The sequence below is a fragment of the Corynebacterium jamesii genome, assembly GCF_046097395.1.
Taxonomy (GTDB): Bacteria; Actinomycetota; Actinomycetes; order Mycobacteriales; family Mycobacteriaceae; genus Corynebacterium.
In genome coordinates this window covers 1,674,435-1,688,633 of record NZ_CP175789.1, presented here as the reverse complement: position 1 = coordinate 1,688,633, position 14,199 = coordinate 1,674,435, and the positions used below count along the sequence as shown (strand labels likewise).

Sequence of the window (14,199 nt, the reverse complement as noted above, 5' to 3'; positions counted from 1 at the left end):
GTTAGTCCCGGGTTACAGGCTGATCTGGCCCTTTACAGGCTGACCTGGCCCGTGACGATCAAGTAGAGGGCACCGATCGCGGAGGCGACGACGATGGTGCTGATGATCCACTCGAAGGTGTTGAATACGCGCCCGCCCGCCTTGACGCGGGTGGCTACATAGACCACCAGACCCGGCACGATCAGCAAGGTACCCAGCAGTACGAACTGTAGCTCGGCGGCGTACAGCAGCCACAGCGAGTAGGCGAAAGCCACGAAGCTGATGAGCAGGTGCATGCGGTTAGTCTTCGTGCCAACCTCGGGGCCAGAGATGTCGAACTTCGAACCCGCGTCCGGGTGCTTAAAACCGTGGCCACGGGTGGCCAGGAACAGCAGGTACAGGCTGGAGAACACGTAGGGCACCAGGTACAGCGAGGTAGCCAACTGCACCATCGTGGTGTAGGTGGACTCGTTGAGGTAGAAGACGATGATGAACGCCTGGATCACCACGGCGGATAGGAACTGCGAGACATACGGGGCACCCATGTCGTTGGTACGGCCCACCGCCTTCGGTAGCAGGCCGTCTTGAGCCATCAGGGTGATTGGCTCGGCGCACAGCATCTGCCAGGAGACGTAGGCACCGAGTACAGAGATGCACAGGCCGACGGAGATAAGCCCCGCGCCCCACGGGCCGACAACGTGCTCTAGGACGGTGCCCATGGAGTTGTCGCCCATCGCGGCGAGCTCCTCGCGCGAGACTACGCCGAAGGAGAGAAAGCTCACGGCCGTCAGCAGGAAGAACACGGCTACGAATCCCAGGAAGGTTGCCAGGGAAACATCCTTGCGGTGGCGCGCACGCTTCGAGTAGGTGGAGGCCCCTTCCACGCCGATAAAGGCCCACACGGTGAATAGCATCATGCCCTTCACCTGGTCGCCGAGCGAGAGCGCCTGGTCCTGATTCTCACCGAAGGTGGCGGCGCGGCCCCAGAAGTCGGAGGTAAACACGTCCGTGTTGAAGCCGAGGAAGGCCACGAGCACCAGGAAGGCCAGGATCGGCAGGATCTTGGCCACGGTGGTGATGACGTTCATGATTGCCGCCTGCCGCACGCCGCGGGAGAGCACCATGAAGATGATCCAGGTCAGTGCGGAAACGCAGATGGACTGCACTAGGGGGTGGTCGGCGCCGAAGATCGGGAAGAAGAAGCTCAGTGAACTAAAGAACAAGGTGGCGTAACCCACCTGGGCGATGATGGTGCCCAGCCAGTAGCCCCAGGCGGAGGCGAAACCGACGAAGTCGCCCAGGCCGGCGCGCACGTAGGAGTACACGCCGGAATCCAAGTGCGGCTTGCGTAGGGCCAGGGCTTGGAATACGTAGGCGATGCACAGCATGCCCACGCCGGTGATGCCCCAGCCGATCAGCGCAGCACCCGGCGAGGCGACAGACGCGATGTTCTGCGGCAGCGCGAAGATGCCAGCGCCGACGGTGGAGCCGATGATGAGGCTGACGAGCGTGCCCATACGGACGGTGCGTGGGTCGTCCTTAACCAGCACTTCGGCAGTGGAGGCCTGGGGGTGGTAGGCGTCGGCAGCCGTAGCTGCACCACCCAGGTTCGCGCCCTCCGAGGCATTTCGGTTAGATGGGGTATCCCCATTATTAGAGATATTCACGGTTAGTACCGTACAACGTCACAGGTAGTTTAAACCAACTGGTGTAGAAAACCGGCCCGCAGCATCGTTGGGCAAGCATGTATGGAGGATTGGCGAAGGGGGAGGCAGGGGCGGTATAACGATGGTTGCTTTGGACTGATTAAGAGGGGTGCCTCAATTGTTGGATGCTGGGTTGAACGCTGGGGCGGACACTGGGCTGAAGATTGCGCTAACTACGCCGCGGATCTTGATCCGCGAAATACTCGCCGGGCTGGTTGTTGGGTTGGCTTTGATCCCGGAGGCAATCTCTTTTTCCATCATCGCCGGAGTAGACCCGAAGGTTGGTCTTTTTTCCGCCTTCATTATGGCGGTCACGATTGCTTTCGTGGGAGGACGTCCTGCGATGATCTCTGCCGCCACGGGTGCGGTGGCGTTGGTGGTCGCACCAATTGCTCGGAACTATGGCATGGACTACCTCATCGCCACGGTACTGCTGGCGGGTGTATTCCAAATTGTGCTGGCAGTGTTAGGCGTGGCGAAGCTGATGCGCTTCATTCCCCGCAGCGTGATGGTGGGCTTTGTTAATTCTCTGGCCATTCTGATCTTCTCTGCCCAAATCCCAGAGCTGATTGATGTGCCGTGGTTGGTGTACCCACTGGTGGCACTCGGGATCGTGCTGCTGGTGTTCTTCCCAAAGGTAACTAAGGCGATTCCGGCTCCCCTTGTGTCCATCGTGGTGGTGACGGTGCTGGTAGTGGTCTGTTCCTTCTCTGTGCCGACTGTCGGGGATAAGGGGGAGCTCCCGCGCAGCCTGCCGGAACTGTTTATCCCGCAGGTTCCGTGGACCGTAGAGACTCTGCAGATTATTGCGCCGGTTGCCATCGCCATGGCGCTGGTGGGGCTGATGGAGTCTCTGATGACCGCGAAGCTGGTGGACGAGATTACCGATACTCACTCCAACAAAACGCGGGAAAGCTTTGGTCAGGGCGTAGCCAACATCGCATCCGGCCTCTTCGGCGGCATGGGCGGTTGTGCGATGATCGGCCAGACAATGATCAACGTGAAGGCGTCAGGCGCGCGGACACGCATTTCCACCTTCATGTCCGGTGTTTTCCTGATCTTCCTGCTCTTGGTGCTGGGGGATGTAGTAGCGATTATTCCGATGGCGGCACTAGTCGCGGTGATGATTATGGTCTCTGTTGGCACCTTCGACTGGCACTCCATTAAGCCTTCGACGTTGAAGCGGATGCCGAAGAGCGAAACCATCGTCATGGTGATCATCGTTGTAGTGGTTGTGGCTACTCATAATCTGGCGATCGGTGTGGTGATAGGTGTGCTCACCGCCAGTGTGATGTTTGTGCGCCGCGTGGCTCACCTCATCGACGTGCGCCGGGAAGTCGATTCGGACGAAGCGACCGTTCGATACACGGTGGAGGGGCAGTTGCTCTTTGCTTCCAGTAACGACCTAACTACTCAGTTCGAATACACCCTCGACCCGGATCAGGTGGTCATTGATTTCTCGAAATCCAACATCTGGGATGCGTCCTCAGTAGCGGCCCTGGATACCATTGAAAATAAGTACCGCCAACGCGGGAAAACGGTGGAGTTTGTGGGAATGAACGAGTTTTCTACCGCCTTCCACACGCGACTGACCGGTGAGTTGGGCGGAGAAGGTTAGGGGCGTGTCGATGCAGCCCGCTAGTCGTGAAACGGTTCTGCAAGTGGGGTCCCCCCACCCCGTGTGCAGCCTTGTGGTGCAGGCCACGGACCGTGGCGTGGTGGCCATCGAGTTCGCCAACCCGCAGCCAGGAAGTGGCACCGCCGAGGAATGGGGGAAGAGCCCGGCCTCTCAGCACCTCGAAGTTGCCGTCGACCAGCTGCGTGAGTACTTTGCGGGGCTCCGCCAGGCGTTTACCGTGCCCATCGACTTCACCCGCGCGACCACACCCTTCCGACGACGAGTCGTGGAGGCTCTGGCGCAGATTCCCTATGGCCAGACCATCACTTACGCCCAATTGGCCGCGGCGGCGGGTAAACCGCGTGCCATCCGCGCCGCAGCTTCGGCGTGCGCACAGAACCCACTGCCGATCCTGTACCCCTGCCACCGGGTGACTCGCAGCGACGGGAGCATCGGTGAATACCGGGGCGGGGCGGAGCTCAAGCAGGCGCTGCTGGCGATGGAACGGCGAGTTATGGAGCAGCGGGGTTTGGAGCGGCGGGGTATGGAACGGGGTTAGGCGCAAACGCGCCAGTCTCTGCTTGCTAGCGCGCATTGACCTCTGGCGACCACATGTACGAACTATGCGCGTCGGTCTCCCCGCGCTGCATAAGGTACAGGTCAAGGATCCGCCCCCATTCATAGCTACTCCAGCTGCCTGACTCTGAACCGAAGTCCGGCGCCGCCGGGTCCTTGCCGTGCACGCCGACATTCGGGGTGGTCGTCAATCGGATCATGTCACCCGGCACGTGTTCGTTGTACACCTCCCCGTGCCCGTCCTTAGCCTGCAGCTGCAGGTCGTTCGCATGCTCTGCATGCACGCCGGGGCTGCCCCAGAGTCGCACCTCATCCGCAGGGAGCCCATCGCCCCCTTTCGCCGCTGCCTCGCCAACGACGACTGAGCCGTAGCTGTAGCCCACCACCTGCAGTCTTGCATTGGGGTTCCGCTCGCGCAGTTGCTGTTGATGTTCGCGTAGCGCCGTCGCGCCTTCCTTCGCCGGCCCCATCGACAGTGCGCTGGCCAAATCCCCCGGCGCTGAGTAGCCATGCCAGGCCACCACCGCCACGTTCCTGCCGTGGGCCGCCGCGTCGGCCGCCGTTGATCGCGCCCACGCCTCGGTCCGTGTCAGGGCGTCCGCAGAGCTCGATCCCACGCCGCTGACCAGAGTAATTACTTCATCTGCGTGCTCCACATCGCCCACCGTCACCACTGGTCCGTGTGGAGTGTCTACTCGCTCCACTGGGGGTAGGGGCATTGGTGGGGGCGCCCCCTCGATCCCGCCCTCCCCAATGTCACTGCGCGGTGGCACGACCGCGCTGCTGATCGTGGATATGGTGCCGCCCGATGCACGATCCACCACACTGGCTAGCTTCAGTGCCCCGCGCAGGATGCCGGTAAGGGCCTGCGCGATACCCTGCGCCGTTCCGCCTATACCGGGGATGAAAGCGAGGTGTAGGGCGGAGACCTCACCATCCTGGTGCACCGACATTAACGCGCTATGGGCCAGCCCGACGACCATGCGAACCACCGACCGAGTCGGGTCCAGCACAGCGGCGTGGGTGTCCGTGACCTGGCCCACGGTTCTGCTGCTAAAACCGGCGATATCCAGCTGGTTGGCGGCGGAATCGGTGGCGTGGTTAGCTGCGTCTGCCGCCTGCCCCGACCAGTCCGCACCCCATGTGGCCTGCTCGCGTGCATTCGCAGCGTGGCGGGAGGCCTTGTCGCCGTTGTTTTTGAACAACTCAGCTGCGGTGCGCAGCGCCTCCACATTGGCGTGCTCGACGGCATCGACCGTTACTGTGCGGGTGGCGGTTGTCATCGGTGCCCTCCCGCCAGCGCGTGTGCGCCTTCGCCGTCGGCGGCGTTTACATCATCCGCGTACGCGGCGATGGTGCGGCTCATGTTTCCCAGCTGTCGGCCGTATCCCGTCAGGGAGGCATGGAGCCTGTCTGCGGCCGTTGCGACGGCGCGCGTGGTCGCGCCGCCCGGTACATCTGGCGCCGTGGCGGTAGCCACCGAGTAGCCCGCCGAGGCGCACTGCACCCCGTCTTCACCTATCTGTCTGCAGCGCCTGTGTACTGCCCCCGGGTTTAGATCCATCGTGTCTAGATAGTTTAGAAACCCCATTGTCGAATACTGCAATTTATTTCCCCCTGTGGATGCAACCTGTCTCTGAGGGGTGAGTGTAGGGAGGCTAGGGGCGCACACAAAAGAAAAAGTTCTCGTGGCTGTGGATAACTCAGGTTTATCCACAGGGCGGGTCGCGGGGTGGGTAGAAAGGGGGGCACGACGTCGGCAATGTCGCTAGGGTGGACGGTATGCGTATCGCTGTCATTCAGATGAAGGCCGAGCCGGACGTGGAAGCCAACCTGGCTCGCGTGCTGAAGTACATCGCATCCGGTGCGGCAAATGGTGCTGACCTGGTCGTTTTCCCGGAAGCGGCAATGTTTCCCTTCGATAGCGGGCGGCTGGATACCATCGCCCAACCGCTGGACGGGCCTTTCGCTCAGGCGGTGATCGACACGGCCAAAAAGCACGGTACTACCGCCGTCGTGGGCATGTTTACCCCGGCCGATACTGTGTACCGCACCCCGAGCGGGCAGTTGGTGGAGGAGCAGCCCAGCGATTCTCCGGAGGCCAACCAGTTCCGTCGCGTGCACAACACCCTGCTGGTTGCAGGGCCGGATTTTGTGACGCACTACGACAAAATCCATACCTACGATGCCTTCGGCTACCGCGAATCCGATACCGTCAAGCCCGGCAACCGTCGCGTGGTTATAGATGTCGGCGGCGTGGGTGTGGGCCTAGCCACCTGCTACGACATTCGCTTCCCCGGGCACTTTGTGGCCATGGCAGCGGCGGGTGCCAAGGTTATGGTTGTGCCCTCTAGCTGGGCGGATGGTCCGGGCAAGCTGGAGCAGTGGCGCGAACTCACCGCCGCTCGCGCGTTGGATTCCACCAGCTACCTCATTGCCGCCGGCATGGCGCGCCCCGGATCCCCGGAGCGCTACGGCACCGCCGACGGCCCGACTGGCATCGGCCACTCGGTGGCTATCGGCCCGAACGGCGCCCGCTTGGCGGAGACCGGCTACGCCGCCCAGGTGCTGACTATCGACATCGACCCGAACTACGTGGATAAAGTCCGAAAGTCCCTGCCAGTGCTGGATGGCCACCGCACGGACCGCGAGCTTGGCCTGGGAGTCGAGGTAGTCGGCGATATCGAAGAGCAGAAGCAGGCAACTAGCTAGTTATGTGGCGCATCGAAGCGCAACTGCTCGCGCTGCGCGCCGGCACGCAGGAAAGCCTGTACAGTGTGGCGCTTCATGTCCGGGCCACCCGTGATTAACACTTCGGCGGCGCGCCACGCTCCGCGCTCGGCGGCCACATCACCTACCAGTCCGCGCACCGTGTAGGCCTCGAAATCCTCCGGTGCGGGCTGGTTTTCCTGCACCACCAGGTACACGTCCAACCAATCGAAGGCATCCTCGAAGCCCAGTAGGCCTTCCCACTCGTAGAGCTCCTCCGGGTTCTGCGCGCCGTAGAAGAGCTGCACCATCGGCGGGTGTTCCTCCGACTGAATGAGGTCCAGCAGGATTGCCCGCACCGGAGCCAGGCCCGTGGAGCCGGCCACCATCACTACCGGCTTCTCGCCGGAGACCTGCAGGTCCCCGTAGGGATTTGCCAGCACCCACTGCTCGCCCGGCTGCGTGTCCTCCACGATTGCATGGGAAAAATTCCCGACCGCACGCACGTGGAACTCGACCAAGCCATCCTCGTTGAAAGGGATTGCCGGGGAGAGCACCCGCCATCGCTGGGGAGTGTGCGGAGTACGCACCTCCACATGCTGGCCGGGCCAGTACGGCAACGGCGGGTCCAACTGCGCACGTACCACCGCGATGGCGTCGCACGGGCGAAGCACCTCGAGCACCCGCGCGGCCGACGTGGCGGGACGGTCCGCCTCCTCGTCCTCGAGCGCGCCGTAGGCAAGCAGGCTACAGCCGAGGTTGATTGTGTCACTGAGCTTTTTTGTGACGCCAATATGTTCCCCAGCAGCCTCCACCAACGCGGACTCTAGCGCCGCGTAATGCTCCGCGCTCACGCCGAATTTACGGAAGTCCTTACCGGAGGCCACCAAAAACTTCGCCTGAAGGGAAGCAAACTCCCCGCCACGGGTGATGCCGCGGCGAACGAAGCGGATGGTGCGGTCTAGGTAGGACTCGTCCAGCTCCATCGTCTGGGAGAAGTCGGGGGAGAGGTTGGTGTAGTCGGCGCCGGTGACATGCGGGAAATGCACGGCCCGGGGCTTGAGGTTCATGGCGTGGAGTTTCTCGCGAGTGAGCTGTATGAGGCCGTGGCGATGTTCTTCGATGAGCGCGAGCAGCTCTGCGAAGGTGTATTCGTCTTGTGAAGAGTGGCGTGCCACGGATTCGACGTCTCCTTGCTCTCCAGGAATGGGTTGCCACTCATTGTGGCACCCCAACCTGTGAATTGGAACCTCCTCTACTGGAACGCCTGATTACCGAGCTGTTGCGGGGCGGTGTGATACTCGATCGGGGTTGCCGAGAAGTTGATCGGGTTGCGCACGCTGCGCATGCCCTCGACCTCCACGATCGGGTCCAGGCCTAAGGATTCGGCGAACTCGAAGGCCTGCTTGATGTTGTTTACCGGGCCCGCGGGCACTCCGGCGCTGCGCAGCTTCTGGAACCATTCCTGGGCGCTGGCCTGCGCTAATGCGCCCTCGATGATTGCGGCCAATTCGGCGCGGTGAGCGACACGGTCGCTGTTGGTGGCGAAGCGGGCGTCATCAATAAACTCCTCGAGCCCCAGCACCCGGCAGGTCCGGTGGTACAGCGAGTCGTTACCTGCGGCGATGGCGAGGTCGCCCTTCTGGGTCTTAAACACCTGGTAGGGGGCGATGGAGGGATGGGTGTTGCCCATGGCCTTGCCAATGACGCCCGCACCGACGAACGCGCTGGCCTGGTTGGCCAGGGAGGAAAGCAGAGTGTGCAGCAGGTTGATCTCGATGTGCTGACCCTTGCCGGAGGAGGCGCGGGAATGCAGGGCGGCCAGGATGCCCATGCCCATGTGCAGGCCGGTAAGTACATCGACGAGTGCCACGCCGACCTTCACGGGGTGGTCCTTTTCGCCATTGATAGACATCAGGCCACCGACAGCCTGCACCATGAGGTCGTAGCCGCCGATGTCTGCGCCCTTGCCGGAGCCGAAACCGGAGAGGGAGGCGTAAATCAGGCCTTCGTTGTGCTGGCGGAGTGTCTCGTAATCCAGCCCCATGCGCTGCATCGTGCCGGGGCGGAAGTTCTCCACGAGAATGTCGGCTTCTTCGGCGATACGACGGGCCTGCTGGCGGCCCTCGTCGGTGGAGAGATCGATCTCCACCGACTTCTTGTTGCGGTTTACGCCGGCGAAGTAGGTAGACATGCCTTGCGCGTTGACGGGTGGTGCCCACGAGCGAGTGTCGTCGCCAACGCCCGGGCGTTCGATCTTGATGACCTGTGCGCCCATGTCCGCCAGCATCATGGTCGCGTAGGGGCCGGCGAGGACGCGGGAGAAATCGGCCACGACGATGCCTTCAAGGGGGCCCATTTGTGCCTTTCTGGTTGAGGAGGGTTAAGGAGGGTTGAGGAGGGTTAAGGAGGGTTGGGGGGAGCGGGCTGCGGGGGTTTAGCGGAAGGCGCCCTTGCCGGTGAGAGCCTGGCCGATGATCAGCTGGTGCATCTCGGCGGTGCCCTCGTAGGTCAGCACCGATTCCAGGTTGTTGGCGTGGCGCAGCGGCGAATACTCCAGGGTGATGCCGGAAGCACCCAGCAGGGTGCGGCACTCGCGGGCGATCTCCAGGGCCACGCGGGTGGAGTTCAGCTTGCCGACGGAAACCTGGTGCGGGGCGAGCTCGCCCTTATCCTTCAGGCGGCCGAGCTGCAGGGCCAGCAAGACGGACTTGTTGAGTTCGACGGACATATTGGCCAGCTTCGCCTGGGTGAGCTGGTAGCTGGACAGGGACTTGCCGAATACCTCGCGGGTCTCGGTGTACTCAATGGCGGTTTCCAGACTGTCGCGGGCGGCACCCAGGGCGCCCCAGATGATGCCGTAGCGAGCTTCGTTGAGGCAGGTCAGCGGGCCGCGGAGAGTGTCGATCTTCGGTAGGCGCTGGGAATCAGGTACGCGGCAGTTGTCCAGCACGATCTCGCCGGTGATGGAGGCACGCAGCGAGAGCTTCTTGTGGATCTCCGGGGCGGTGAAGCCCTCCATGCCCTTTTCCAGGATGAAACCTGCGAAGCCGTCCTCGGTGCGAGCCCACACGACGGCCACGTCGGCGACGGGGGAGTTGGTGATCCACATCTTGGTGCCGTTGAGGACCCACTCGTCGCCGTCGCGGGTTGCGCGCGTCTTCATGGACGCCGGGTCGGAGCCCGCATCGGGCTCCGTCAGGCCGAAGCAACCCAGGTACTCACCGGCGGCCATCTTCGGCAGATACTTTTCCTTCTGTTCCTCGGAACCCCAGTGGTGGATAGCGAACATAGCCAGGGAGCCCTGGACGGAGACGAAGGAGCGCAGACCGGAATCCACAGCCTCGATTTCCATGCAGGCCAGGCCGTAGGCGACGGCGGAGGCGCCGGGGCACTCGTAGCCTTCCAGGTGCATGCCCAGGGCGCCGAGCTGTCCGAACTGCGGGCCGAGCTCCTTGGCTGGCAGGGTGCCGTTGTCGAACCACTCCTGCACGTTGGGCTTGAGGGATTTGTTGGCGAAGTCCGCCATGGCTTCTTGCAGCATGCGCTCTTCGTCGGAGAGCAGGCTGTTGAAAGAGGTGAGGTCGAGCGGTGAGGAGGTCATGCCAGTCAGTTCCTTACGTATATAAGTAGAGCAATACCGATTTGCGTACCATTGAGTCTAGGGGAAGTGATTTCGTTGCGAAAGGTTTTTGCGAAAACTTTTCTCGCTTCGCTTGGGAAAGTATGAGGTTTGGGGTTGCGTAAGGAGTAGCTCTGACTAAAATCAGGGTCATCAGCCCAAGCCGTTGACCCTCCATTGATCAGGAGAGTGCCGATGACTAGGGCTTTCATACTTCCGGGGGATTAGTGAAGGGGAGGAAGATGGGGGCTCAGTTGCCAGTGGTGACTGCAATCTTGGTAGACGGAGGGTTCTACAGGAGACGAGCCAGGCGGCTCTTTGGAGACAAAGACCCTGCTGAAAGAGCTAACGAATTAGTGGAATATTGTCGCCGTCATATCCGTACAGCAGAGGCAAACCTCTATCGAATCTTCTATTACGACTGTCAGCCGTCGGAAAGGGTCCTATTTCATCCGTTGACACAAGAGCAAGTCAATCTCGGTAAGAGTGAAGAGTTCAGGTGGAACTCTGAATTTCTCAAAGAAATCGTCAAGAAGCGCAAGGTCGCCCTCCGTCGGGGCGAAGAATTAGAGACGCAAAACGGCTACATACTGAAATCTGAGCCATTGAAGAAGCTGTGTCGCGGTGCGATGAGCGTCGATGATCTACGGCTTGAGGATTTCTATCTGGATATCACCCAAAAAGGCGTGGATATGAGGATCGGCCTCGATATAGCCACCATGGCAGAACGGGGTATTGTCACACAGGTCATAATGATTTCTGGGGACAGTGATTTTGTACCTGCGGCGAAGCATGCTCGACGTGCGGGTATTGATTTCATTATCGATCCACTATGGGCACGTATTTCGGATAGCTTAAATGAACACGTTGACGGCGTTCGAGAATGTGTAGGGCGTCCGCCCCTAAGCGAGGAAGATCCACTGCACGCCGAATTTTGTAAGAAGCGGCAACCACAGGATTCTGATGGCTTGGAGTTGTGACGTTCAGTAGCGAAACTAATTTTTTCGGCTATCGTTCTGGTTAGCTCTGCCGCTCCAAGCTGAAAGGAACCCCCGATGCCCGACGCGCCCCACTCCGAGTCCGCGCCGCGGTTCCCCTTTCCTATTGACCGGCAGCCCGGTAGGTCCCGCCACCGCACCGTGGATCGGATCGCGGACATTTTGGAGTTTGTGGCTCGTAATCCGCAGCCGCGCGGGCTCACGGACATTTCCAAGGCCATCGGCGCCCCGGTAAGTTCCACCCAATCCCTGGTGAATGGCCTGGTCGCGGCCGGATACCTGGAGGAACGGGATAAAGCCTTCCGCCTGGGGCTGGCGCCGTACCTGCTGAGCACCCTCGCCGGTAGCCGCCCCGTGGATCAGGTCACCCACGAGATGCTGGAAGACGTGGTGGAAGAGACGGGCTATATCGCCGTGTTGGCGTCATTGGTAGGCGACAATGTCTACTACCTCGACTATGCGCTGTCGGACCCCGAGTTCGAGTATCTGGCGCAGAACCGTTTGCAGCGCCCGCCGCTCGAGACGTCGGCGGGGTGGGCGATCCTCTCCGGGCTGGGGCACGAGCAGGTGTGGGGGATTCTTGCTGCGTCCGAGAGTTCGCAGGAGACCATCAATAAGTTCCAGCGATGGTACCCAGACATGCGCGCGACCGGCGAGTGCGTGGCCCCCGGCGTGGCCTTGAACGGCGCGGATGGTGTGGCCGTGCGCGTCGAGAGTCAGGGAGCGGCGGTGGCCTCGGTGTCCGTCATTGCCTCGACCGAGCAGATCGCGCGCGACGCGGAGCGGATTATTGAGGTTTTAAGACGCCACAGCGCCCGCTGGAACCGTTAGCGGCTTAAGCTGAGTTCGTCGTTGAAGAAGTGGCGGTGATTCGCCAGTCCTCTCCCTGGGGGAGGGCGTGCAAGATAGTTTCAAAGGCGCTGGAGATTAGTGCGGGGCGAAAGCTTTCCGCGTAGTACGCCTCCTTGGAAACCTCTTTTCCACCGGAGAATGCGGTGATCTTCCCTCGTTGCTTCATGTGGTGACGAGAGATGGTCTGTTCGAGCGATTTGACGGAGCTGGCCCAAGGTTCGTCCTGTTCATATGCGTTGACGCTTCGCTCGCAAGCGGAGATAGCTTCGATATCGGAAACTGAAGGTATGCCGAAGTCGGAAATCGCGCTCATACTGATGGAGTGGAGAGCTGAGAGCGCGGAACTTGGCAATGCGGAGTCCCACACGGCAAATAACGGGCGAAGAGGGAAGCGATCCTCTTTCGATCGCACGGTTAAGTGTGCGCGAATAGTCTGCAGATCTTCAATAGTGTCGTGGGTAGCATCATTAATTTCCCAAAGGCTAAGAGGGATTACCTTTCCGTCGGAATCGCCGGTGTAGGCAAAACCCAGGGATAATTCGGCCCAGCGAAACCGGTCGAAAAAGAGGTCGAGATCCACATTCTCTTCGGTGAAGGTGGATGCTTGCAGGATAATGTAGCGGTCTTTATACATATGGATCACACTCCACAAGGTAGTGTCACTTCGTATCCACGGCGCATTCCCGGGGGCCTTTTGCCCATAGTTCGATGCGGACGGCGTAATGATGCTGGCTTCAGAAGCTTTGGCCTGTGCAGAGGGGGGTATCGTCATGGGATGGGGCGAGAGATCGCGCGCGATGCGGAGCGGATTATTGAGGTTTTAAGACGCCACAGTGCCCGTTGGAACCGTTAAGCCGCTAACTCTGGCACCCACAGCACCAGCTGGGGCCACAGTAGGAAGGTCAGGGCGATGACCAGCATGATCACGACGTAGGGGAATGCTCCCTTGAACACGATCATGGGGTTGATACGTACGGCCTTCGAGACGACAAACACGTTCAGACCCATGGGCGGGGTGACCATGCCGGTCTCGGCCAGCAGCACGATGAAGATACCAAACCAGACCGGATCGTAGCCTAGAGATTCGACGATGGGCAGGGTCACCGGCACAGTCAGGGCGATGATGGCGATCTGATCCATGAAGAAGCCCAAGATCAGGTACACCGCGCCGATCAGAACCATGACCACTAGCGGGTGCAGGGAGGATTCGCCGATGGTGCTGACCAGCTTTGGGGTCACGCGCGTTTCGGTGAGGAAGTGCCCCAGCACGTGCGCGGCCATGATGATGGCAAAGATCATGCCGGTGGTCTTCACGGTTTCCAGCACAGTTTCGCCGAACTTCTTGGTATTCCAACGGCCCTTCGCGACTACCAGGACGAGGGCCGCCAGTACACCCAGTGCGGCGGCCTCGGTGGGGGTGGCAATGCCGGTGAAAATGGAGCCGACTACCGCCAGGAAGATCAGCAGCAATGGGGATGATTTCAGCAGCTGGAGGCCCTTTTCTTTGAAGGGAACTGGCTCGCCTTGTGGCGCACTGGAGCGATCCTTGAGGAAGCCGATATACATCACCAATACCAACCCCAGAGCTACAACCACGCCGGGGAAGAAACCCGCGACCAGGACATCGCCTACTGGAGCCTCTGCGGTAATCGCGTAGAAGACCAAAATGATCGAGGGCGGGATCATGGCTGCCAGCGTGCCGACCACCGCGACCAGGCCGGTGGCGGTGCCCCTGTGGTAGCCCTCGTCGATCATGCGGGTAGAGGACGTCTGCGCCAGCGTAGCCGCCGCGGCGGTGGAGGAGCCAGAGACGGCTGCGAATGCGGTGCCTGCGCCGATGGAGGCGATGGCGGTACCACCGGGGATGCGGCCGACGAGCGCCTTGGCGGCGTCAAAAACAGAATCGAGGAGGCCAGACATCAGCATCAGCTGTGCCATCAGGATAAACAGCGGCACGGCGGACAAAGAGTTGGAGCGCACGGCGGCAAACGGCGAGGTCTCCATCGTGGCGATGGCCAGTTCGATACCGCCGAGCGCAATGAGGCCTACGGTGGCCGCGCCGAAGATGGCGAAGCTGACGGGGACGCGCAGGACGATCAGCGCGACCAACAGCACAATGATTGAGAGCGCAAGCATGGT

At 61.2% G+C, this 14,199-nt stretch carries 13 protein-coding genes; 5 read left to right on the top strand and 8 right to left on the bottom strand.

From position 1 onward, the window contains the following. Window positions 1–32: 32 nt before the first annotated feature. On the bottom strand, window positions 33–1,529 hold the full coding sequence (locus ACKFRT_RS07580; protein WP_296212572.1) for an amino acid permease: 1,497 nt from the start codon (window positions 1,527–1,529) through the stop codon (window positions 33–35). Between the two features lie 274 nt (window positions 1,530–1,803). Here ACKFRT_RS07580 and ACKFRT_RS07575 point away from each other — a divergent pair, with 274 nt between their 5' ends. Next, on the top strand, window positions 1,804–3,303 hold the full coding sequence (locus ACKFRT_RS07575; RefSeq protein WP_408926077.1) for a SulP family inorganic anion transporter: 1,500 nt from the start codon (window positions 1,804–1,806) through the stop codon (window positions 3,301–3,303). A gap of 43 nt (window positions 3,304–3,346) precedes the next feature. Then, a complete protein-coding gene (locus ACKFRT_RS07570; protein WP_408924871.1) occupies window positions 3,347–3,862 on the top strand; it encodes a methylated-DNA--[protein]-cysteine S-methyltransferase in 516 nt (171 codons plus the stop codon). Between the two features lie 25 nt (window positions 3,863–3,887). Here ACKFRT_RS07570 and ACKFRT_RS07565 read toward each other — a convergent pair whose 3' ends face one another. Further along, window positions 3,888–5,162, bottom strand: coding sequence for an alpha/beta hydrolase (locus ACKFRT_RS07565; RefSeq protein ID WP_408924870.1), 1,275 nt, complete (start codon window positions 5,160–5,162; stop codon window positions 3,888–3,890). Then, complete coding sequence (locus ACKFRT_RS07560) at window positions 5,159–5,470, bottom strand: hypothetical protein (protein ID WP_296212451.1); 312 nt, start codon at window positions 5,468–5,470, stop codon at window positions 5,159–5,161. Before ACKFRT_RS07560 ends, ACKFRT_RS07565 begins: the two co-directional genes overlap by 4 nt. A 191-nt stretch (window positions 5,471–5,661) precedes the next feature. On the opposite strand from ACKFRT_RS07560, the gene ACKFRT_RS07555 reads away from it, so the two are divergent. Beyond that, window positions 5,662–6,591 carry a carbon-nitrogen hydrolase family protein gene (locus ACKFRT_RS07555; RefSeq protein WP_408924869.1) on the top strand — a complete coding sequence of 310 codons (930 nt, stop codon included), beginning with the start codon at window positions 5,662–5,664 and terminating at the stop codon, window positions 6,589–6,591. On the opposite strand, the gene ACKFRT_RS07550 is transcribed toward ACKFRT_RS07555, so the two are convergent. From ACKFRT_RS07550 to ACKFRT_RS07540, 3 genes are all read right to left on the bottom strand, one after another. Continuing rightward, entirely contained in the window at window positions 6,588–7,766 is a 1,179-nt protein-coding gene (locus ACKFRT_RS07550; protein WP_408924868.1) for an FAD-binding oxidoreductase, read from the bottom strand. The genes ACKFRT_RS07555 and ACKFRT_RS07550 overlap by 4 nt on opposite strands. 77 nt (window positions 7,767–7,843) lie before the next feature. After that, on the bottom strand, window positions 7,844–8,947 hold the full coding sequence (locus ACKFRT_RS07545; protein ID WP_408924867.1) for a CaiB/BaiF CoA transferase family protein: 1,104 nt from the start codon (window positions 8,945–8,947) through the stop codon (window positions 7,844–7,846). 78 nt (window positions 8,948–9,025) lie between these two features. After that, window positions 9,026–10,192: an acyl-CoA dehydrogenase family protein gene (locus tag ACKFRT_RS07540; protein WP_034986721.1), complete on the bottom strand. Its 1,167-nt coding sequence runs from the start codon at window positions 10,190–10,192 to the stop codon at window positions 9,026–9,028. A 260-nt stretch (window positions 10,193–10,452) separates the two neighbouring features. Between ACKFRT_RS07540 and ACKFRT_RS07535 the strand changes: the two genes are divergently transcribed. Both ACKFRT_RS07535 and ACKFRT_RS07530 read left to right on the top strand, forming a co-directional pair. Further along, window positions 10,453–11,190, top strand: coding sequence for an NYN domain-containing protein (locus ACKFRT_RS07535; protein WP_408924866.1), 738 nt, complete (start codon window positions 10,453–10,455; stop codon window positions 11,188–11,190). Between the two features lie 75 nt (window positions 11,191–11,265). Next, on the top strand, window positions 11,266–12,039 hold the full coding sequence (locus tag ACKFRT_RS07530) for an IclR family transcriptional regulator (RefSeq protein WP_408924865.1): 774 nt from the start codon (window positions 11,266–11,268) through the stop codon (window positions 12,037–12,039). Between the two features lie 4 nt (window positions 12,040–12,043). Here the strand turns inward: ACKFRT_RS07530 and ACKFRT_RS07525 are convergent, their stop codons facing one another. After that, entirely contained in the window at window positions 12,044–12,703 is a 660-nt protein-coding gene (locus ACKFRT_RS07525; RefSeq protein ID WP_408924864.1) for a hypothetical protein, read from the bottom strand. A gap of 206 nt (window positions 12,704–12,909) precedes the next feature. Continuing rightward, on the bottom strand, window positions 12,910–14,196 hold the full coding sequence (locus ACKFRT_RS07520) for a TRAP transporter large permease (protein WP_408924863.1): 1,287 nt from the start codon (window positions 14,194–14,196) through the stop codon (window positions 12,910–12,912). Between the last annotated feature and the right edge of the window lie 3 nt (window positions 14,197–14,199).

Excerpts from the sequence above, each read along its gene's own strand:
- ACKFRT_RS07565 (WP_408924870.1), bottom strand. The coding sequence starts at position 5,162 with ATGACAACCGCCACCCGCACAGTAACGGTCGATGCCGTCGAGCACGCC.
- ACKFRT_RS07560 (WP_296212451.1), bottom strand. The coding sequence starts at position 5,470 with ATGGGGTTTCTAAACTATCTAGACACGATGGATCTAAACCCGGGGGCA.
- ACKFRT_RS07555 (WP_408924869.1), top strand. The coding sequence starts at position 5,662 with ATGCGTATCGCTGTCATTCAGATGAAGGCCGAGCCGGACGTGGAAGCC.
- ACKFRT_RS07545 (WP_408924867.1), bottom strand. The coding sequence starts at position 8,947 with ATGGGCCCCCTTGAAGGCATCGTCGTGGCCGATTTCTCCCGCGTCCTC.
- ACKFRT_RS07540 (WP_034986721.1), bottom strand. The coding sequence starts at position 10,192 with ATGACCTCCTCACCGCTCGACCTCACCTCTTTCAACAGCCTGCTCTCC.
- ACKFRT_RS07535 (WP_408924866.1), top strand. The coding sequence starts at position 10,453 with ATGGGGGCTCAGTTGCCAGTGGTGACTGCAATCTTGGTAGACGGAGGG.
- ACKFRT_RS07530 (WP_408924865.1), top strand. The coding sequence starts at position 11,266 with ATGCCCGACGCGCCCCACTCCGAGTCCGCGCCGCGGTTCCCCTTTCCT.
- ACKFRT_RS07520 (WP_408924863.1), bottom strand. The coding sequence starts at position 14,196 with ATGCTTGCGCTCTCAATCATTGTGCTGTTGGTCGCGCTGATCGTCCTG.